The sequence below is a fragment of the Pseudomonas sp. GW531-T4 genome (genome assembly GCF_017349615.1).
Taxonomy (GTDB): domain Bacteria; phylum Pseudomonadota; class Gammaproteobacteria; order Pseudomonadales; family Pseudomonadaceae; genus Aquipseudomonas; species Aquipseudomonas chlororaphis_I.
Genome location: NZ_JACMZT010000025.1, coordinates 21,228 through 39,548, shown reverse-complemented (window position 1 = coordinate 39,548; position 18,321 = coordinate 21,228). Strand labels below are relative to the sequence as shown.

18 protein-coding genes are annotated in these 18,321 nt (G+C 63.3%); 2 read left to right on the top strand and 16 right to left on the bottom strand.

Annotated features, from left to right (window positions below):
* Positions 1-283: 283 nt before the first annotated feature.
* The 4 genes from J4D28_RS19705 to J4D28_RS19690 form a co-directional block, all read right to left on the bottom strand.
* Complete coding sequence (locus J4D28_RS19705; protein ID WP_038636559.1) at positions 284-1,201, bottom strand: AraC family transcriptional regulator; 918 nt, start codon at positions 1,199-1,201, stop codon at positions 284-286.
* 82 nt (positions 1,202-1,283) lie between these two features.
* Positions 1,284-1,541, bottom strand: coding sequence for an Atu4866 domain-containing protein (locus J4D28_RS19700; protein ID WP_031286649.1), 258 nt, complete (start codon positions 1,539-1,541; stop codon positions 1,284-1,286).
* Between the two features lie 23 nt (positions 1,542-1,564).
* A complete protein-coding gene (locus J4D28_RS19695) occupies positions 1,565-1,855 on the bottom strand; it encodes a hypothetical protein (RefSeq protein ID WP_080710531.1) in 291 nt (96 codons plus the stop codon).
* A 177-nt stretch (positions 1,856-2,032) separates the two neighbouring features.
* Positions 2,033-2,797, bottom strand: coding sequence for an SDR family NAD(P)-dependent oxidoreductase (locus J4D28_RS19690; protein ID WP_038632080.1), 765 nt, complete (start codon positions 2,795-2,797; stop codon positions 2,033-2,035).
* Between the two features lie 297 nt (positions 2,798-3,094).
* Here J4D28_RS19690 and J4D28_RS19685 point away from each other — a divergent pair, with 297 nt between their 5' ends.
* Both J4D28_RS19685 and J4D28_RS19680 read left to right on the top strand, forming a co-directional pair.
* On the top strand, positions 3,095-4,039 hold the full coding sequence (locus J4D28_RS19685; protein ID WP_038636564.1) for an AraC family transcriptional regulator: 945 nt from the start codon (positions 3,095-3,097) through the stop codon (positions 4,037-4,039).
* 182 nt (positions 4,040-4,221) lie between these two features.
* Positions 4,222-4,956: an SDR family oxidoreductase gene (locus J4D28_RS19680; protein WP_038632082.1), complete on the top strand. Its 735-nt coding sequence runs from the start codon at positions 4,222-4,224 to the stop codon at positions 4,954-4,956.
* 111 nt (positions 4,957-5,067) lie between these two features.
* Here the strand turns inward: J4D28_RS19680 and J4D28_RS19675 are convergent, their stop codons facing one another.
* From J4D28_RS19675 to J4D28_RS19620, 12 genes are all read right to left on the bottom strand, one after another.
* Positions 5,068-5,490, bottom strand: coding sequence for a hypothetical protein (locus J4D28_RS19675; RefSeq protein ID WP_053268915.1), 423 nt, complete (start codon positions 5,488-5,490; stop codon positions 5,068-5,070).
* 123 nt (positions 5,491-5,613) lie between these two features.
* Complete coding sequence (locus J4D28_RS19670; RefSeq protein ID WP_101282350.1) at positions 5,614-7,263, bottom strand: BatD family protein; 1,650 nt, start codon at positions 7,261-7,263, stop codon at positions 5,614-5,616.
* Positions 7,260-9,020 (bottom strand): VWA domain-containing protein, encoded by a 1,761-nt coding sequence (locus J4D28_RS19665; protein ID WP_103330971.1) that lies wholly within the window; start codon positions 9,018-9,020, stop codon positions 7,260-7,262. Before J4D28_RS19665 ends, J4D28_RS19670 begins: the two co-directional genes overlap by 4 nt.
* Entirely contained in the window at positions 9,017-10,093 is a 1,077-nt protein-coding gene (locus tag J4D28_RS19660; protein WP_101282351.1) for a VWA domain-containing protein, read from the bottom strand. Before J4D28_RS19660 ends, J4D28_RS19665 begins: the two co-directional genes overlap by 4 nt.
* On the bottom strand, positions 10,086-10,580 hold the full coding sequence (locus J4D28_RS19655) for a DUF4381 domain-containing protein (RefSeq protein ID WP_009048743.1): 495 nt from the start codon (positions 10,578-10,580) through the stop codon (positions 10,086-10,088). The genes J4D28_RS19660 and J4D28_RS19655 overlap by 8 nt, the downstream gene beginning before the upstream one ends.
* A complete protein-coding gene (locus J4D28_RS19650; RefSeq protein ID WP_009048744.1) occupies positions 10,577-11,521 on the bottom strand; it encodes a DUF58 domain-containing protein in 945 nt (314 codons plus the stop codon). Before J4D28_RS19650 ends, J4D28_RS19655 begins: the two co-directional genes overlap by 4 nt.
* A gap of 5 nt (positions 11,522-11,526) precedes the next feature.
* A complete protein-coding gene (locus J4D28_RS19645) occupies positions 11,527-12,486 on the bottom strand; it encodes a MoxR family ATPase (RefSeq protein ID WP_009048745.1) in 960 nt (319 codons plus the stop codon).
* Positions 12,487-12,708: 222 nt separating this feature from the next.
* Complete coding sequence (locus J4D28_RS19640) at positions 12,709-13,401, bottom strand: formyl transferase (protein WP_256587584.1); 693 nt, start codon at positions 13,399-13,401, stop codon at positions 12,709-12,711.
* Between the two features lie 534 nt (positions 13,402-13,935).
* Positions 13,936-15,276, bottom strand: coding sequence for an MFS transporter (locus J4D28_RS19635; protein WP_038632093.1), 1,341 nt, complete (start codon positions 15,274-15,276; stop codon positions 13,936-13,938).
* 63 nt (positions 15,277-15,339) lie between these two features.
* A complete protein-coding gene (lhgO, locus tag J4D28_RS19630) occupies positions 15,340-16,533 on the bottom strand; it encodes an L-2-hydroxyglutarate oxidase (protein WP_028682261.1) in 1,194 nt (397 codons plus the stop codon).
* A gap of 113 nt (positions 16,534-16,646) precedes the next feature.
* Positions 16,647-17,357: a FadR/GntR family transcriptional regulator gene (locus J4D28_RS19625; protein ID WP_009048748.1), complete on the bottom strand. Its 711-nt coding sequence runs from the start codon at positions 17,355-17,357 to the stop codon at positions 16,647-16,649.
* A gap of 134 nt (positions 17,358-17,491) precedes the next feature.
* Positions 17,492-17,845 carry a hypothetical protein gene (locus J4D28_RS19620; protein WP_009048749.1) on the bottom strand — a complete coding sequence of 118 codons (354 nt, stop codon included), beginning with the start codon at positions 17,843-17,845 and terminating at the stop codon, positions 17,492-17,494.
* Between the last annotated feature and the right edge of the window lie 476 nt (positions 17,846-18,321).

Sequence of the window (18,321 nt, the reverse complement as noted above, 5' to 3'; positions counted from 1 at the left end):
AAGAGGAGAGCGGCGTGAGGGGGGAGAGTTTAATGGTAAATCGGGTGTGGGGCTTGGTTGGATGTGTAGATGGAAGCTGTAGAAGAGGCTGCTTTTGACTCGATGTAGTCATTCGTCGCGGGCTGCTATCGGCCATTTACTGCCATTCGGGACCGGCAGCAATCGGCCAAATACTGCCATTAGTGAAAGTGGGCTATTCGGTGAATTGGGTTCCAGGGCAACAGCTACTCAGCCCTGAGGATACGAGTAGAACCGCATCAGCCGTAGACCGTCCAGTAGCCTTTCATGCAGGGCGACGAACTCGACTGGTATCTCTGGATGGCGGACACCCGAACTGGCGACTGTACTCTCGGCTGAATTGCGATGGGCTTTCGTAGCCCACTCGATAACATGCACTCGCCACATCCAGCCCTTCGCCGAGTATCAGTCGGCGGGCTTCCTGCAGACGAAGTTGTTTCTGATACTGCAGCGGACTCATCGCGGTCACTGCCTTGAAGTGGTGATGCAAAGTAGAACTGCCCAAATTGGCTACCCGTGCAAGTTCTTCGATGCGCAAGGGGTGGGTGTAATGGTTGTTCAACCAATCGATTGCCCGCGTCACCCGCCGCATTTGTGAATCACCGAGGGCAAGCTCATACAGGCGGCTACCGTGCACGCCTCGCAGGAGGCGGTAATACAACTCCCGCAGGGCGAGCGGAGCCAGCATGCCGATGTCCTTCGGCGTCTCCAGCAGACGTACCAGCCTAAGCATTGTTTCCAGCAGGGGAACATCGACTTTCTCAAGGAAAAGGCCACGCTCCGGTTCGTCCGGGACGCCCGTCGGGGGAGCATCGGCAATGACCTGGGCAATTTCCGTGGCCTCGAAATCAAGACGGATACACAGGTAAGGCGCCTCCGGGCTGGCCATCAGCACGCGACCGGAAACTGGAAGTGTCACCGATACCACCAGGTAACTGAGCGGGTCGTACAGATAATGGTCGTCACCCACGCCGATTTCTTTTTGTCCTTGCACGATCAGGCAAAGTGCCGGCTTGTGGACGGTATGGATAAGCTCCGAGGGGGCGTCAAAACGAATGACATGCAGGGGCGCTATGGCGGTCTCATAGATCCCGGGTGTCGTAAACCGTTGCGTCAGTAAGCGAACCAGTTCGTCACGGTATATGGCTGTGTTCTGAAGGATGAAAGCATCGCTCTGTTCCATTTCAAGGCTCTCACACGTATTCATGAGCATCTGCCTGGTGGCTGTCCAGGCAGACCATATTCACCCGACATCATCAAATTGCTCATTGCCGATAGAGGATCATGCCGGCGTGATACAGCACATCGTCATGAAAGTGCCCATCGGCGGTGAAGCCGCTATCGTCCCAGTACTGGATGTAGTCACCCACTATTTCGTAGCGGCCTTGATAGGCGCTCTTATTTTTACCACGGGCCTCGTCGTAACGCCCAGTTGCCAGAAGCTCGTGACGGATGAATCCATCAGCGGTTACCCACATACCTGCGTAACGATGATCGGGAGTGGCTCGTTTAGCATTTTTCATAGGGCTTCTCCTCGATTGCATGCTTAGCCGATACGACCCAGGGCAGTTTGGCTTGAGCCGTCTTCGGCAACGCGAAAACCCGGTGTGCGGTCACTGCCGCCCTCACTTACGCGCATGCCGGGAGTGTGGTCCGAGCCACCCTCGGCAACCCTGAACCCGGGTGTGCGGTCACTGCCACCTTCAGTCACCCGCATGCCGGGAGTTCGGTCGGCCCCGTCTGCGGCCAGGTAAAGGCTGGTGGAGGAGAGATTGACCGCGCAAGCAACGATCGCGCTCATAGCCAGTGAAATGGAAAGCCGGTTTGCGTTTTTCATTGTTCAGTCCTCATCGATGTTGTTCAGCTGAATGGCCTGCCATGGCCTGTTTCTGCATCTGTTGCGTGTTTTCAGATTACGTAGCCGAGCGGAGGGGGGTTAGGTCGAAACTGTCGCAGATTTGCCTGATCCTCTCGGGCTTGCCGAGAATGCCCGGCGGCGCCTTCCAGCGGAGGCTCACCCGGCCGTGACGGTCATGCCTCCGTCTGCCATGACCACCGAACCGACCAGGAAGCTGGCACGATCCGAGGCGATGAACGCGACCACTTCAGCAATTTCTTCCGGCCGTGCGGCGCGGCCGATCGGCGCGGCTTCGCCATGTTTGGCGAGAAAAGCAGGGCCATCGTCGACCACATTGTTGAGGATGTTGGTCACCACATCCCCAACACCGACAGCATTGACGCGGATGCCGTGGGCGATGACCTCAAGCGCAAGGGTTCGCGTCAGTTGGGCAAGCGCACCTTTGGAGGCGGTGTAGGCGGAAATAGTGGGGAAGGCGAAGTAGGAGGCATAGGACGCGATGTTGACGATCGAGCCGGATTTATTTGGCATCATCGCTTTGACCGCTTCCCGGCTATGCAGAAATGCCGCTGTAGCATTGACCGCCTGAATGCGCTCCCAATCTTCGCGGGTCATGTCGATGACCAGTTTGTTGATGATGATGCCGGCGTTATTGACCAGGATGTCCAGCCGACCGAATTGCTCGACGGCCAATGCGACCGCACGCTCGGCGGCACCGTCCTGAGTGATGTCGGCCACCAGTGGTACCAGGCCGGGGCAGGCCAGCGCCTCCACCTCAGGGTTTATATCTTCGGCGATGACCTTGGCGCCGCGGGCGTGCAGCAACAGTGCGATTGCCTTGCCGATGCCACTGGCCGCGCCAGTGACCAAGGCGACTTTACCTGCCACTTCGTTTGGCATGCTGTTCTTGATATCGGTCATGATTTTCTCCAGCGTTGTGATCGAGTAGGGGGTGAGCCGTGTCGGCACCTGCAAGGCGCTGTCATCGGCGACGGGCCTACTGTCTCGCAGCGAGGCGAAGTCGGCTTTCGTGGGCTTGCCCAGGCTGTCGGGATTTTGCGCCGAATGTTAAGTGAGGAAGGTTCGGCGCTCGGTTCAACGAGCGGGAAAAGCTCGATATCATCGATCCGGTCTCATCGCGCAGAGGTCGGGCAAGCGCCTGGAGAGTGGTTGAAGCCTGTCTGACTTTGCACAGTCGAGTATGAAAAGGACATGTTCATGGCGAATACCGGGTTAACGTCCCTCGAACAGATGTCGACATTCTCGCCAGGCTTGCGCATCACCGGGGAGTCGATGCGTGAATACCTGCCAGGCGAGCCGCAGGCTTTACCGCAGTGCCCGGAAATCAAGGACATTGTGATTCAGCTGTTTACCCATCGCAGCGTCATTGAGCCCATTCTCGTGCCTGCGGTGGTGGAACCGCTGGTCGTCCTGGTTCTGGCGGGGGCGGCGAGGGTGGAGGAGCGCGTACTGGGTGGGGAGTGGGAAGCGGCAGAGGTCAGCGCCGGCGATTTTTTTCTCACCAGTTCTGATGAGCCGTATGAAATGCGGTGGCAGACTCACGGGGGTGACACCTTCGAAGTCATGCACCTTTATCTGGGGTTACCGCTGATCGAGCAAGCGTCACGGGAGCTGTTGGGTGAGCACGCCGGGCCAGTGCGTTTGCGCGATGTTTCAGGGGCACGGGACGGGCGCGTCGCGTCTGTCATGGAGCAGTTGCGCACCGAACTGGTTGTAGAGCGCTCGCCCAGCTCCCTTTTCGTCCGTTCTCTGGCACAGGCGCTGGCCGTACATCTGGTGCGCAGCTATCTCGCCGATATCCAGCCTGGGCGTCGGGTCAACGCCTTGCAAGCGTACAAGCTGCGCAAAGTGACTGACGCCATGAGTGAGCATCTAGGCGCTGAGTTCAGCTTGGCGAGGCTGGCCAGGCTTGCCGAGCTGAGTGAGTACCACTTCAGCCGCATGTTCAAGCGTGCGACGGGACTGTCGCCCTCCCAGTACTTTATCCGCTTGCGCATAGTTCGCGCGCGGCAGCTGTTGCTCGAGACCCGGCGTAGCGTCATCGACGTCGGGCTGGAGGTCGGCTACTCAAGCCCCAGTCACTTCTCCCAGGTGTTTCGTCGCGAGGTGGGCGTAACGCCCAGTAAGTTCCGAGGTGCATGAGTGTCTTTCCGTGACAGGTTTTGCGGGTGATGCACACAGACACGAATAGGCAAAAGGTGCGCAGGTTTTGGCACGCGTCGACCAGGCCAGTGCCCTTAACCTTTCCGACGTACCCCGCAGCAACATCCGCGTTATCAGCGGTTGGAGCTGAAACTTCAATGCATACAGCAGGAGCTACGGATATGTCGAACATCAAAAACAAAGTCGTACTGATTACCGGGGCAAGCAGTGGTATTGGCGAAGCGGCGGCCAGGCTGATCGCCGCCAAAGGTGCCCGTGTGGTACTCGGTGCCCGCCGTACCGAGCGTCTGGAAAAACTTGTGAGCGAGATCCAGGCCGAAGGTGGCTCGGCAAGTGCCTGCGCACTGGACGTTACGGATCTGGAGTCCATGCATGCGTTCGTGGCGTTCGCCAAGGCGCAACATGGCAAAGTTGATGTGATCATCAACAACGCGGGCGTGATGCCCCTGTCTCCCTTGGCCTCGTTAAAGGTCAACGAGTGGAACCAGATGCTCGATGTCAACGTTCGCGGGGTGCTGCACGGTATTGCCGCCGTCTTGCCGGGCATGGAGGCGCAAGGGTCCGGTCAAGTCATCAATATTTCGTCGATCGGCGGCCTTGCGGTCTCTCCGACAGCCGCGGTGTACTGCGCGACAAAATTCGCAGTCAGGGCAATCTCAGATGGCCTGCGGCAGGAAACGGACAAGATCCGGGTCACCGTGGTGTGCCCGGGTGTCGTCGAATCTGAACTGGCCGATACGATTTCCGATGAGGTGGCGCGAGAGGAAATGAAAGCCTTCCGTCGTGTGGCGCTCAACGCAGACGCTATTGCACGAGCGCTCGCCTATGCCATCGAACAGCCCGACGATGTTGATGTAAGTGAGATTGTGGTTCGTCCGACTGCCAGCCCACACTGAGCAGTCTTGAGTGGAAGGCGTGCTTTGGTTCCGAGGCAGTTGTTCATGAACGGCTGCTTTTGTCCGAATGCTGCAAGTCGCGGATGGCAGCTAATGCCGAAAGCAGATACGTCAGCGAAGTGTCGATTTCCCATCGTCAGGCTTACCCGATATCGGGTAAGCCCGCGCCAGCCATCTCAGGTACATCTTTTCAACCAGGCTCCCGCACCACAGCCAGGCGGCACCCAATCCGCGTTGTTCATACTGTTCGAACAGTTCAAAGCGCTCCAGACGCAACCCAGTAGTGCGCAGCGCTGGGGAGTCGGGCAGGGCCAGGCGGGACAGCCTGGCATCGAGCTCTCGATAGGGCTGACCCGACTGAATAAGCCATCCCAACTCAGTCTGCTCGGCATTGCAGAACAACAACTGGCAATCAGCCTTCAGTTCATGATCGAGAATCGAGTTCAGCTGCTCTCGCAGGTGAGTGGTTGGCTGGAGGGTGCCGCCACTCAAGTGGGTGACGAGCAGAAATCGGGCGCTGGAGGTGATGATCAAAATTCGTGGCCTGCCTCGGCGGGGGAGAGTGGGGATTAGCTCACTCTCGGCCCGTGCTGAGGAATGGGAGAATTCTGAAATGGGGTGCAGAAACCGCAGCGCAAGGCTGTGCGGTTTCCTCGGTTATTTCGGGTACAGCGGCGGCAGGCTGCTGGTGTCGGCCAGCGGGGTCTGTACGTGTTCGGCGATCGGGATGGTGCGGATTGCGCGCCACAGTTCTTCGCCTTGCCAGTAGTGGCCGGTTTCGCTGTAGAGCGCGCCGTTGAGGCCGTCCAGGGCATCGGACAGGGGTACGAAGCGCGCGGCCATGTCGGCCAGGGTTTCCGGTTGCTGGCGGGCCCAGGCGTCCAGGGCCTGGCGGGTGGCCTGCGGGTCGTTGGCCAGGCTGGCGCGCTTGAGGTCGTCGAGCAGGGTGCGCGGGCTGGGGCCGGTCTGCGCGGCGCGCAGGATCGCCGGCTGCCAGCGCGCCCGCCACCAGAGGCCGAAGCCCAGCAGAGTGGTGCAGGCGAGGAGCAGGGTGCTGAGTTTCCAGGCCCAGAGCGTGGTGCTGTCGTCACTGACGCCGGCTGGCGTCGCGCCGGCCGGGGTGTCCACCACCAGGCTTGGGTTGTTCGCCACTTGCAGGGTACGCGCCGGCAGGCTGCTGCGTTCCAGGTGGTCCTCATGGGTGTTCCACCAGACCACTTCCAGCGCCGGCAGGTCGATGCTGCCGCTGCGGTTCGGCACCAGGGCCTGGCTGTCTTCGCGGCTGCCGATCAGCCCGCGGTCGCTGACCTGATTGCTCAGTTGCGGCTGGTCCGGATAGCTGCGCAGGCCATTGGCCTCGGTCACCGGCAAGGGTGGCAGCTGCGAGCTGGACAGGCCTTCGGCCTTGAGGGTCAGGCTGCGGGTCAGCGAGTCGCCGACCTGGCTGTGATCCGGCTCGGGGTTCCAGCTTTCGCTCAGGCTCAGGCTGCGGGCCGGCAGCCAGGGCGCGTCGGCCGGGTATTCGACCGGCTTGGCCTTGACCGTCAACGGCATCTGCGCCGAGCTCACGTGCACCAGCTTGCCCGGTTTCAGGCCCTGGGGCGCAGGGGCCTGGGTGTTCGCGGCATCGGCCAGGGTGGCGCTGAAGATCAGCTCGGGAATGTTCAGCACGCCGCTGTGCTGGGGGAAGATTGCGTAACGGATCTCGATCACGCCGTGGCGCACACCGTTGATGACCTTTTCATAGGTGCGCGACTCGCCGAGCTGTTCGACCCGGGCATCGTCGATTTGCAACGGCGTCAGGCTGCTGTCGTCGTACAGCGACACCGAGTGATAGATGTGCAGGGTCAGCACCGCCTGGGCCTGCACGTAGACGCTGTCCTGGTCGAGGCTGGCGTCGATGAACACCGGTTCCAGCGGCGCGCTGTCGCTGCGGCTTGCGCTTTGCAGCACTTGCAGGGTGATCGGCTGGCTCTGTACTTCGCCCAGTTGCAGGGCCGGGATCACCACGGTGCCGGTGGTCTTGGGCAGCAGGGTGATGATCCAGCGGGTGATGGCGCGGTTTTCGCCGTTGAGGCTGGTCAACTGGTTGACCTGGCGCGTGCCCTGGACCTCGAACTGCGCTTGCAGCGGCGTCAGGTCGGGTTTGCCGAACAGCGTGACATTGTTGGATTCCAGGGTCAGCTCGACGGTTTCCCCGGAGTTCACGCGGCTGCGGTCGACACTGGCGACCAGCCCCTCGGCCCGGACCGCGAAGGCGCCGAGCGTCAATACCAGCGTGAGTAGGAGGGTGGTGAAGCGGGTCATCGAATTTTTCCCTGATCCTGATGTTGTTGCTGTTCGTACCAGAACTTGCGGCGCAGCAGCTCGCCCGGATCGTCCGGAATCTGCCGCAGCCATTGTTCCAATGCCTGACGGTGTTCACCGTCGAAATTGTCCTGGGCATCGCGCAGCGGCGGCGTGGTGGTCTGTTCGTCGCCCAGCTCGCTGCCGGGAATCGCATCGTTGCCCGGGGTGGCGACCTCGTCGTCCGTCGACTCGTCGGCGGTGGTCGGGTGGCTGTTCTCCGGTGGCTGCTGGCCCGGGGTGACCGGTGCCTGGGTTGCCGCGCCGGCTTGTGGCGGCTGATGGGTTTCGTCGTTGTCCTGGCTTTCGCCCTTGGCCGGTTCTTCCGCGGGTGCGGGCTCGGTTTCCTGCAACAGGCGTTCGACCAGGGCCTTGTTCTTTTGCGCGGCCGAAAGCTCCGGTTGCAGCTCCAGGGCCTGCTCGTAGGCATCCAGCGCGGCTTCCAGCTCGCCGCTCTTGGCCAGGGCGTTGCCACGATTGTAGTGGGCGCGGGCGTCGTTGCCTTCGGCAAAGCGCTGAGCGGCAGCGGCGTAGTTGCCGGCCTCGTACAAGGCCACCCCTTGCCACTGCGGGTCCTCGAAATGCTGCGCCGCCTCACCGGGCCGCTTCTGCTCCAGCAGGCGCTGGCCCTGCTGGTCGGGGCGCAGCCACAGGTCGTTGAACTCGAAGGCGTAGCTGGGCTGCGGCACGGCGAACAGCAGCAGCGGCAGGCAGAACAGCCAGCCGCGGCGCCCGGCGCAGGCGGCCAGCAGCAACAAGGGCAGCAGCAGCCAGTAACCCTGGTCGGCCCAGGTGTCCAGGCGCAGGGTCTGGCCGTCGCTGCGCAGGTTCTGCGGGCCGCTGAGCAGGCCCAGGCCGCGCAGGTCGTTATCGTCCAGGCGCGCCGGGCGATAACGGCCGCCGACCTCGCCGATAAAGCGCTTCAGGCTCGGGCTGTCGAGGCGCGACATCAGAATCGCCCCCTGTTCGTCCTTGAGAAAGCTGCCGTCTTCCTGGGCCACCGGCGAGCCCTGGCGGCTGCCGACCCCGAGCATCAACAGTTGCGGCGCCTGGCCGCCGAGGGCCTGGCGGATGCCTTGGCGTTCCTGCTCGCTGAGGGACGAGCCGATCAGCAGGATCCGGCCCTGGCCCAGCGCGCCCTGGTCCAGCAGCTTCAAGGCCTTGAGCAGCGCCAGGTCGGCGCGGTGCCCGGGTTGGGGCATGATCGATGGCTTGAGGGCTTCCAGCAGGTTGCGGCTGGTGGCCAGGTCATCCGACAGCGGCACCAGGGTGTGGGCGCTGCCGGCATAGACCACGATTGCCGTCTGCGCATCGCTGCGCACCTGCAACAGGTCCAGCAGCTTGCGCCGGGCCTGCTCCAGGCGATTGGGCGGGACGTCGCCGGCGAGCATTTCCGGGGTCAGTTCCAGCAACACCACCAGCGGGTCGGCCGGCTTCTGGCTGGTCTGTTCCACCCGTTGCCAGCCGGGGCCGAGCAGGGCCAGCACGGCGAGGATCCAGGTCAGGCCGAGGGCGACCCACGGCAGCTTGCTTTCGCGGCCGTTGCCACCGCTGAGCAGGGCGGCGTGAAAGGCCGGCGGCAGGATCATCTGCCAGCGCCCGGCGCGTTTCTGCCGGTGCCAGAGTTGCCACAGCAGCCAGCCGAGCAGCGGCAACAGCAGCAGCCACCAGGGACGGAACCAGTGGGGCCAGAGTTCGGCCCAGAACGGCGCGCTCATCGACGCCTCCGCAGGCGCAGGCGTTTGAGCCGTTCGCGCCAGTCTGGCAAAGGTTGCAGAAAACGCTCGCGAGTGAAGAAACGGTGCAGCGGATGGTCCGGCCAGCGCTCGCGCACCACCAGCAGGATGCTCAGCAACAGCGCCCCGGCCAGTGGCCAGCTGTACAGCGCTTGCGCCGAACGGGCCTGGGTCGGTTGCTGGGTCACCGGTTCCAGTTGGTCGAGGGTGTCCTTGATCGCTTGCAGTTCCTGGCCGTCACGGGCGCGGAAGTAGCGCCCGCCGGTGGCAGCAGCGATGGCCTTGAGCGCCGGTTCGTCCAGGTCCAGGCTCGGGTTGAGGCCGAGGAAACCCAGGGTAGCGCTTTGCTCCGGGTCGGCGCCGATGCCGATCGGGTAGATCTTCACGCCTTCTTCGGCGGCCAGGCGGGCGGCGGTCAGCGGGTCGATTTCGCCGCCGTTGTTGGCGCCGTCGGTGACCAGGATCAGCACCCGGCTCTGCGCCGGCCGCTGGCGCAGGCGCTTGAGCGCCAGGCCGATGGCGTCGCCGATGGCGGTGTTCTTGCCGGCGATGCCGATCTTCGCTTCGTCCAGCCACACGCGCACGGTGTGTCGGTCGAAGGTCAGCGGCGCTTGCAGGTAGGCCTTGCTGCCGAACAGGATCAGCCCGACGCGGTCGCCTTCGCGGCTTTCCAGGAAGTCGCCGAGCAGGTGCTGGACCAGGTTCAGGCGGCTGACGTCTTCGTCCTGCCACTGCATGTCGGGGAAGTCCATGGAGCCGGAGACATCCACCGCCACCAGCAGGTCGCGGCCGCTGGCGGCCACGGGCAGCGGCTCGCCCAGCCACTGCGGGCGAGCGGCGGCCACCAGCAGCAACAGCCACAACAGGATGAAGGGGGCCTGCTGGCGCCAGGTCGGCAGGTTGGCCCGGGCGCGGCGCTTGGCCAGGCCTTCCAGGTCGCTGAGGAAGCTGACCTTGAGCGCCGGTTCGCCGCTATCGGCCACCGGCAGCAGCACCCGCAGCAGCCAGGGCAGCGGCAGCAGGGCGAAGATCCACGGCCAGGCGAACTCAAACATGTTTGCGAATCCAGATTTCCACCGCCTGGGTCAGGCCGGCGATGGCCTTGTCGTCGAGCTTGCACTCGGGCTTGTAGGCGCCTTCCACCAGGACCATCCAGCGCGTGAGGCCGGCCGCCGGGCAGCGGTTGTCGAGGAACGCCAGCCACTTGCGGCCGTTGAGGGTGTGGCTCTGGCTGTAGGGGTAATGGTTGCGGCACAGGCGCTTGAGCAAACCGTTGAGCTGTTGCAGCCAGGCACCGGCGGGCGCGCCGTCGTAGGGCTTGGGCAGCAGCGCCAGTTCGGCGAGGGCGGCCAGGCGCACCGGGTCCAGCGGTTGTTCGGTGCGGGGCAGGGCGGGCTGGCGTGGCCAGAAGCGCTTGAGCCGCCACAGTCCGAAACCGAGCAACGGCAGCAACACCAGCAACAGCCACCAGCCCGGCGCCGGCGGCCACAGGCCGATGGCGGGCGGGGCGATCAAGGGTTGCAACTGGTCGAGGCTGCTCATCGGGTTTTCCCCGGGCGTTGCGGGTTCAGGTACTCGCGCAGTTGCTCGACCATTTCGCTCTGGGTGCTCAGGGGCATCAGCAGCACCCGCAGCTTCTGCGCCAGCAGTTCCCAGCGGGCGATGCGTGCTTCGCCCTGCGCCCGATAGGCCTGGCGCAGTTCGTAGTTGAGGGTGTCCAGCTCCAGCTGCGCACCACGCTCGGCAAAGCGCAGCAGGCCGGCGGCGGGCAGGGCGTGGTCCAGCGGGTCGGACAGCGGCATCAGCAGCAGGTCGCAATGCCGCGACAGCAGGCTCAGTTGCTGCTCGGCGGCGTCGCTCAGGGCGCGCTCGTCGCAGATCACGATCACCAGGCTGCCCGGGCGCAGCACTTCGCGGCCACGGCGCAGGGCGGTGCCGAGGGCGTCGCGCTCGGGTTCGGTTTCGCTGTGCAGCGACTGGTTGACCCGCACCAGGCGGTTGAGCAGTTGCAGCAGGCTCTGTTTGCTGCGCCGTGGCTTGATCTCGTAGTGGTCGTCGTCGCCGAACACCAGGCCGCCGACCCGGTCGTTGTGGCCCAGGGCGGCCCAGCCGATCAGGCTCGCGGCCTGGGCGGCGAGCACCGACTTGAACATCAGCCCGGAGCCGAAGAACAGCCGCCGGCTCTGCTCGACCATGATGAAGATCGGCCGTTCGCGTTCTTCGTGGAACAGCTTGGTGTGCGGCTCCTGGGTGCGCGCGGTGACGCGCCAGTCGATGGTGCGCACGTCGTCGCCGGCCTGATAGACCCGCACCTGGTCGAAGTCGACGCCGCGGCCGCGCAGCTTGGAGTGGTGCAGGCCGACCAGCGGGCTGCGCTGGCTCGGCGTGGAAAACAGCTGCACTTCGCGCACGCGATGGCGCATCTCGATCAGCTCGGCGAGGCTGACGCGGATGCCCGGGGCATCGACTGAGCTGGCGTTCATCGGGGTCAAGCGACGGCTACGACGTCGAGAATCCGCTGGACCACCCGGTCCTGGTCGATGCCGGCGGCTTCTGCTTCGAAGGACAGAATGATGCGGTGGCGCAACACGTCGAACAGCACGGCCTGGATGTCCTCGGGGCTGACGAAGTCGCGCCCGGCCAGCCAGGCGTGGGCCCGGGCGCAGCGGTCGAGGGCGATGGAGCCCCGCGGGCTGGCGCCATAGGCGATCCATTCGGCCATCTCCGGGTCGAACTTGGCCGGGGTGCGGGTGGCCATCACCAGTTGCACCAGGTATTCCTCCACGGCGTCGGCCATGTACAGGCCGAGGATTTCCTTGCGCGCGGCGAAGATCGCCTGCTGGCTGATGCGGCGCTCGGGCTTGGTTTCGCCGTTCAGCGCTTCGCCACGGGCCTGTTGCAGGATGCGCCGTTCGACGGTGGCATCGGGGAAACCGATTTTCACGTGCATCAGGAAACGGTCGAGCTGGGCTTCGGGCAGCGGGTAGGTGCCTTCCTGCTCGATCGGGTTCTGCGTGGCCATCACCAGGAACAGCGGCGACAGCTCATAGGTGCTGCGACCGACGCTGACCTGGCGCTCGCCCATGGCTTCGAGCAAGGCCGACTGGACCTTGGCCGGGGCGCGGTTGATTTCGTCGGCCAGCACCAGGTTGTGGAAGATCGGCCCTTGCTGGAACACGAAGCTGCCGGTTTCCGGGCGATAGATTTCGGTGCCGGTGATGTCGGCCGGCAGCAGGTCGGGGGTGAACTGGATGCGATGGAACTGCGCTTCGATGCCTTCCGCCAACTCTTTGATGGCCTTGGTCTTGGCCAGGCCCGGGGCGCCCTCGACCAGCATGTGGCCGTCGGCGAGCAGGGCGATGAGCAAGCGCTCGATGAGTTTTTCCTGGCCGAGAATCTGCGTTGAAAGAAAGGTTCGCAGCGCGAGTAGCGCTTCACGATGTTCCATCGATGACTGTTCCTGCAGAGGGTGACCGAAGGCGTTCGAATAACGCCAGGGCTGGGGGCGTTACTTTAATCTATCCGGGCCCCTGGCGACTAACGGCACCTGGCAAATTTCTGTAAATAATGGGTAATTGCGTTGAGCGACGCCAACCTTTTGCGGCGTCGTTTTGAGCATTTTCAATGCCCCAGCAACAAGGCCTCGGCAAGCCTTGCCGCCGTCCAGCGCTCAAGGAGCGCTTATGCGCAACGGAAATCCGTACGATTCGAAAAGATCCCAGACGTCCTCGCGATCGAAGAGCCGCCACCCCAGTGTCGTGAACCGCATCAGGTCATCCTCGTCGGGAAAGGAGTAGTAGGCCCCGGCAGATGGATCCTGGGGCGTCCCCGTCATGGGCTCACCGCGCTCCAAGCGCCTGATTGCGTTCATGATGAGACCCGCGCCTGGTTGATAAAGTGAAAGGATGTGCCACAGCAAGGAGCGCTCCTTTTCGACGGCCACACGCGCAGTGTCAATGATGCGACCCACATCAATGCCGGGACTGTCGATCCAGTGGAGAGTGCAACCGATCTCCGGGTCCCCGTTCAGCAGCGCCCGGAAGGTCGCGAGGACACCTCGATATTGAGGCAAGAGGCCAGAGTGCAGATTGAGGACGCCGCGTGGCGCAATGGCCAAGGCTTCATTCTTCAGGATTTGACCAAAGCGGATGGAGATGAACAGATCCGCTCCCGCATCCTGCAGCATTTGCAGGCCCGCAGGATCCCTCAAGCTGGGCAATACCTGCACAGGAACCCCAAAGCGTTGCTGCAGTTCTGCAAAACCGAGTCGATGCCCGCTGCTGACCGGGTCGCTCGATCCGCTTAACCCAGGGGGCAAGGCATTGAAGAGGTCCTGCTCGATCAATGCCAGTTGTCCGAGCATGGGTGGCACCTTCCTGCCCGATCCCACTCTCTCCGAGAGGAAGATTCCCACTGTGCTCTGGTGAATCTCAGGCAACAGGAAATTGAGCGTGAGATTGCTCTCCACGTCCCGGTTCACCAGAAAAGCGATTCGCAACTTCAGACCTCCTCTGTCAGACCTGCCTTGAGAGGCAGCAACGGCCGATCCAACACAAGCGGATCGATCCCATTCCCATTGTTTTGCCACGGCGTATGGACGCAAGGCCCGATCTGCTCGATCAATTCCGGCATCAGGCCTAGCATAGTTGCTCTTTCGTCATTGCTACGTCCCCCAGCGGCTCCTGGCCGTTCTCTGCCGATCATGGTTACAACGCGTGCTGGTGAAATCCGATGCAAATGACCGGTCAGGTCGGATGCAAATGGTGCTCAAGTGGCGTGCAATTGCGCAAATAACCGGTAAGGGTCCGCAACGCCGGGACCTGTTGTGAGGATCGGGGGAAGGGGATGGCAGCGGGTGCCTGACGCGCCGCCAGCACGGCGCGTCAGTGGGTTGTGCTCAGTTCTTGAAGCTGGAGTGCTTGCGGCCCTGGTCGCACAGGGCGAAGACCACCACCATCACCGCCGAGACCGCCAGGATCAGCGCCACGCCGTCGGTCGAGTGAGTGGCCGAGTTGGCGACCAGGGCCAGCCCGCCGAGGGGGGCCAGGCCGCCGGCGATGGCAGTGCCGATTTCCCGGCCGGTACCGAAGCCGGAGGAGCGGGTCTGGGTCGGGAACTGGCGGCTGAGGAACGAGCCCTGGGGGGCGAACATCATCGGCGCCAATACCCCGGTGCCGATGGCGATGGCCAGGTAGATCATCAGCGGCTCGCCGGTATTGAGCAGGCTCAGGAACGGATAGGCGAACAGCACCGAGCACAGGCCGCCGAGCATCAGCACCTTCTTGCTGCTCCACTTGTCGCAGAGCCAGCCGAAGCAGGGCACGGCAACGATCGCCACCAGGCTGGCGATGGTCACCGACAGTGAAGTGACATGGGCTTCGACGCCTTTGTACTGGGTCAGGTAGGCCAGGGAAAAGGTCTTGAAGATGTAGCTCAGGGCGTTGTAGCCGATGGCCACGAACAGCACCACGGCCAGGCCCTTGAGGTCGTTCTTGAACAGCAGCTTGAGGGGCGAGGCCTGGGCCTTGGCGTTGTGTTTGTCCTGTTCCTTGTCCAGCTTCTCGAACTGCGGGGTTTCCGGAATGCTGCGGCGTACCCACAGGCCGACGCCGACCAGGGCGATGCTGCAGACGAACGGAATGCGCCAGCCGCCGGAGAGCAGGAACTCGTTGCCGTTCATGGTCAGCAGGTAGACGGTCAGCGACGACAGCAGCAGGCCCAGGTTCAGGCCCAGCGCTGGCCAGGCACCCTGGCTGCCGCGCTTGCCTTCGCTGGCGTGCTCGTAGGAGGTCACCGCCGCCCCGGACAGTTCGGCGCCAGCACCCAGGCCCTGGATGATCCGCACCAGCACCAGGATGATCGGTGCCCAGATGCCGATCGAGGCATAGCTGGGAATCAGGCCGATCAGGGTGGTGCACACGCCCATCATGCAGAAGGTGATCACCAATACCTGTTTGCGCCCGAACCTGTCGCCCAGGTAGCCGAACAGGATGCCGCCGAAGGGACGGGCGATAAAACCGATGGCAAAGGTGGAGAACGCCAGCAGCGAGGCGACTTTCGGGTTGCTGGGGTCGAAGAAGATTTTCGAGAAGACGATGGCCGCCATGGTGGCGTACAGATAGAAGTCGTACCACTCCAGCATCGAACCGAAGATGGTCGCCGCCGCCACCTTGCGCAGGCGTTTCTGTTTTTGTTGCGGCGTTTCGCATGCGGCCGGGGCCGCCTCATGTACTGACATCTGAGGATTCCTTGTTGTTTGTAGTTATTTTCAAGCGGGCGCCAGGCACCCGTGCAGCGGGGATCAACGGGCTTTGCGGATTCTCTCGGCAATCATCTGGCCAATGGGGATGGCCGAGGTCGCGGCCGGCGAGGGGGCGTTGCAGACGTGAACCATGCGCGGGGTTTCGGCGAACAGGAAGTCGTGCACCAGGGTGCCGTCGCGCATCACCGCCTGGGCGCGAATCCCGGCCTCATAAGGCAGCAGGTCGTCGACTTCCAGGGACGGGCAGTATTTGCGGCACTGTTCCAGGTAGCCGCGCTTGAACAGCGAGTTCTTCATCTCCGTGGTGCCGGAACCGAGATTGTTCCAGATGGTTTTCCAGAAGCCGGGGAAGGTCGCGTACTCGGCCACGTCGCGCCAGTTGATGGAGAACTTGCGATAGTTCTCGCGGCCCAGGCCGAGCACGGCGTTGGGGCCGACGGTGACGCTGCCGTCGATCATCCGGGTCAGGTGCACGCCGAGAAACGGCAGCTCCGGATCGGGGATCGGGTAGATCAGGTGATTGACGATGTTGTTCTTCGCCGCCGGCAGGCGGAAGTACTCGCCACGGAACGGGACTATCTGGTGGTCGATTTTGACCCCGGCCAGGGCCGCCAGGCGATCCGATTGCAGGCCGGCGCAGGCCACCAGCTGGCGGGCGCTCCAGACCTTGTCGTCGCTGCTGATGGTGACTTTGTCGGCGGTTTCGACGATGGCGCGCACCCTGGTTTGCAGCTGCACTTCGCCGCCGGCCTTCTGGATGACCCGGGCCATGGCTTCGCACACCTGCTTGTAGTCGACGATGCCGGTGGCATCGAGGAACAGGCCGCCGAGGCCGACGATGTTCGGTTCGCGCCGCTGCAGTTCTTTCGCATCCAGCTGTTCGACCTTCAGGCCGTTCTGCTGCGAGCGCTCGTACAAGGCGTGCATGCGCTCGACTTCCAGCGGCGTGGAGGCCACCAGCAGCTTGCCGCAGACCTCGAACTTGATTTGGTGCTGGGTGCAGAAATCCTTGGTCGCCTGGGCGCCGCGCTTGCACAGGTCGGCCTTGAGGCTGCCCGGGGCATAGTAGATGCCGGCGTGGATCACCCCGCTGTTGTGGCCGGTCTGGTGCCGGGCCAGGACGTTTTCCTTTTCCAGAATCAGCAGCGAGGCGCCGGGCTGGCGTTCGAGCAGCGCCATGGCGGTGGCGAGGCCAACGATGCCGCCGCCGATGATGCAGTAGTCGTAGATCATGCAGATGTCACCTTGGTTATTCTTGTTTGAGTCTGATCATCAGGTTGTCAGACAAAGCTAGGCAAACAAAAGACGCCGCACGGCAGCGTCCGCCAGACAGTGGTTTCAGGGATTCAATCGATACTCGGCAGGTCGATTTTCAAGCGTTTGGCCGCGGCCCGCAGGTGCTCTTCGGCGCAGGCGGCGGCCTGCTGCCGGTCACCGGCGGCGATGGCTTCGTACAGTGCCTGGTGTTCGCGGCCGGCATCGGCGGAGCCGCCGACCGAATGGGCCGCCGAGTTTTCCCAGGCGGTGCGCCGCGCTTCGGCCAACTGGCCACGGAGAAAATCATGGAAGGCGACGAAGTAGTGGTTCTTGCTGGCGTCGGCGATGGCCCGGTGGAACTCCACGTCGGCCAGGGCCGCCGCGGCCAGATCGCTGCGCTGGTCGTGCATTTCCTGCAGGGCAGTGCGCATGCGTTGCAGGTCGGCTTCGTCGCGGCGCTGGGCGGCGATGGAGGCGGCTTGGGTCTCGATCCACAGGCGCATTTCGAACATCTGCACCAGGTCGGGCTTGCGTCCCTTCTGGCTGGGGAAACGGAACACGCTGCCGCTGGGGTTCTGCGAAATGAACGAGCCCAGCCCGCGGCGGCTGACCAGGATGCCATCGGCCTTGAGTTGCGCCACGGCCTCGCGCACCACCGAGCGGCTGACGTTCAGTTGCTCGGTCAATTGCTGTTCGGTCGGCAGGCGCGATTCGGCGGTCAGGCGACCGGCGTCGATTTCCTTGCGGATGGCGTTGACCACTCGTTCGACCAGGGTGTCGGGGCGCTGGAGCTGAAGCATGGAGGAGGTGGCTCGTAAGTCAGGTTGTCAGACAATGCCGGGGCGCCGGTTTCTTGTCAAGAAACCAGTCGCTTGCTCACAGCGGATTGAATCAGGGCTCGTTGATCGACGCTCGTAGGATCAAAGCTCGTAGGTCAAAGCTCGCTGATATAGGTGCCGGTGCCCTTGAGGATGTTCTGCAGGGTTTGCTCGACTTCCGCCAGGTCCGCCGCCGCGGTGTTGTGCTTGATCTCCAGATGGTCGCTGCCATTGAGCGCGTCGGCGTCGGTCGCGGCGATTTCGATCAGCAGGCGGGTCGGGCCCAGGGTGACTTTCACCCCGTCCAGGGTCGAGGGTTCGCCGTCTAGGGTGATTTCCAGTTCGTCCTCATCCGGGTAGCGGGTCATCAGGAACATCTCGCCCTGGTTGCTGTGGCAGCAGAGCATGGCCATGTTGTCTTCTTCGTCGTCGCACGGGTTGGCGATCAGGTGGGCGGTGGTCATTTGCATGGGGCGAGTCCTGGGTCTGGCTCCGTGGGGGAGCGGGGCGAACAAAGTGCAATTCTGCCAGCCCGGGGGAATTTCTGCTGCTTTGTGTGTCAGAGAACAGGTCACGCCGGCGTCGCTGCAATGGTCCGTTTCTGGCACGACAGTCCCGTAAAGCCTCGGCGCGGCCGCTGTTTTGCCCGGCGACTGCTAGTGTTGTTCAAGGCCTGGCCCGCCAGTTGCCTGCCAATGACCGAATATGTCGCAGCACCGCAAGCAGCGGGCTTGCCGCACTCGTTAAGCTGCGCAACGGATGAGCACCTGTAAAGGCATTGCCCGGCGCACCTGGGCAGTCGTTTTTGCAGATGCCCCTCCGGGAACGGTGAATGTGACCTGAGCGTCTCGTACAGCTTCACCACCCTGTCATCCTGCGACCTCTGCCCGAGATCCAGGAGCAGGATGACCGACACCCCCGCAAGGGGGATTGCATGCGACGCTTT

What these genes read in the sequence shown, in the direction of transcription:
- J4D28_RS19705 (WP_038636559.1), bottom strand. Translation starts at nt 1,201, where the DNA reads ATGGAACAGAGCGATGCTTTCATCCTTCAGAACACAGCCATATACCGT.
- J4D28_RS19700 (WP_031286649.1), bottom strand. Translation starts at nt 1,541, where the DNA reads ATGAAAAATGCTAAACGAGCCACTCCCGATCATCGTTACGCAGGTATG.
- J4D28_RS19695 (WP_080710531.1), bottom strand. Translation starts at nt 1,855, where the DNA reads ATGAAAAACGCAAACCGGCTTTCCATTTCACTGGCTATGAGCGCGATC.
- J4D28_RS19690 (WP_038632080.1), bottom strand. Translation starts at nt 2,797, where the DNA reads ATGACCGATATCAAGAACAGCATGCCAAACGAAGTGGCAGGTAAAGTC.
- J4D28_RS19685 (WP_038636564.1), top strand. Translation starts at nt 3,095, where the DNA reads ATGGCGAATACCGGGTTAACGTCCCTCGAACAGATGTCGACATTCTCG.
- J4D28_RS19680 (WP_038632082.1), top strand. Translation starts at nt 4,222, where the DNA reads ATGTCGAACATCAAAAACAAAGTCGTACTGATTACCGGGGCAAGCAGT.
- J4D28_RS19670 (WP_101282350.1), bottom strand. Translation starts at nt 7,263, where the DNA reads ATGACCCGCTTCACCACCCTCCTACTCACGCTGGTATTGACGCTCGGC.
- J4D28_RS19665 (WP_103330971.1), bottom strand. Translation starts at nt 9,020, where the DNA reads ATGAGCGCGCCGTTCTGGGCCGAACTCTGGCCCCACTGGTTCCGTCCC.
- J4D28_RS19660 (WP_101282351.1), bottom strand. Translation starts at nt 10,093, where the DNA reads ATGTTTGAGTTCGCCTGGCCGTGGATCTTCGCCCTGCTGCCGCTGCCC.
- J4D28_RS19655 (WP_009048743.1), bottom strand. Translation starts at nt 10,580, where the DNA reads ATGAGCAGCCTCGACCAGTTGCAACCCTTGATCGCCCCGCCCGCCATC.
- J4D28_RS19650 (WP_009048744.1), bottom strand. Translation starts at nt 11,521, where the DNA reads ATGAACGCCAGCTCAGTCGATGCCCCGGGCATCCGCGTCAGCCTCGCC.
- J4D28_RS19645 (WP_009048745.1), bottom strand. Translation starts at nt 12,486, where the DNA reads ATGGAACATCGTGAAGCGCTACTCGCGCTGCGAACCTTTCTTTCAACG.
- J4D28_RS19640 (WP_256587584.1), bottom strand. Translation starts at nt 13,401, where the DNA reads ATGCTCGGACAACTGGCATTGATCGAGCAGGACCTCTTCAATGCCTTG.
- J4D28_RS19635 (WP_038632093.1), bottom strand. Translation starts at nt 15,276, where the DNA reads ATGTCAGTACATGAGGCGGCCCCGGCCGCATGCGAAACGCCGCAACAA.
- lhgO (WP_028682261.1), bottom strand. Translation starts at nt 16,533, where the DNA reads ATGATCTACGACTACTGCATCATCGGCGGCGGCATCGTTGGCCTCGCC.
- J4D28_RS19625 (WP_009048748.1), bottom strand. Translation starts at nt 17,357, where the DNA reads ATGCTTCAGCTCCAGCGCCCCGACACCCTGGTCGAACGAGTGGTCAAC.
- J4D28_RS19620 (WP_009048749.1), bottom strand. Translation starts at nt 17,845, where the DNA reads ATGCAAATGACCACCGCCCACCTGATCGCCAACCCGTGCGACGACGAA.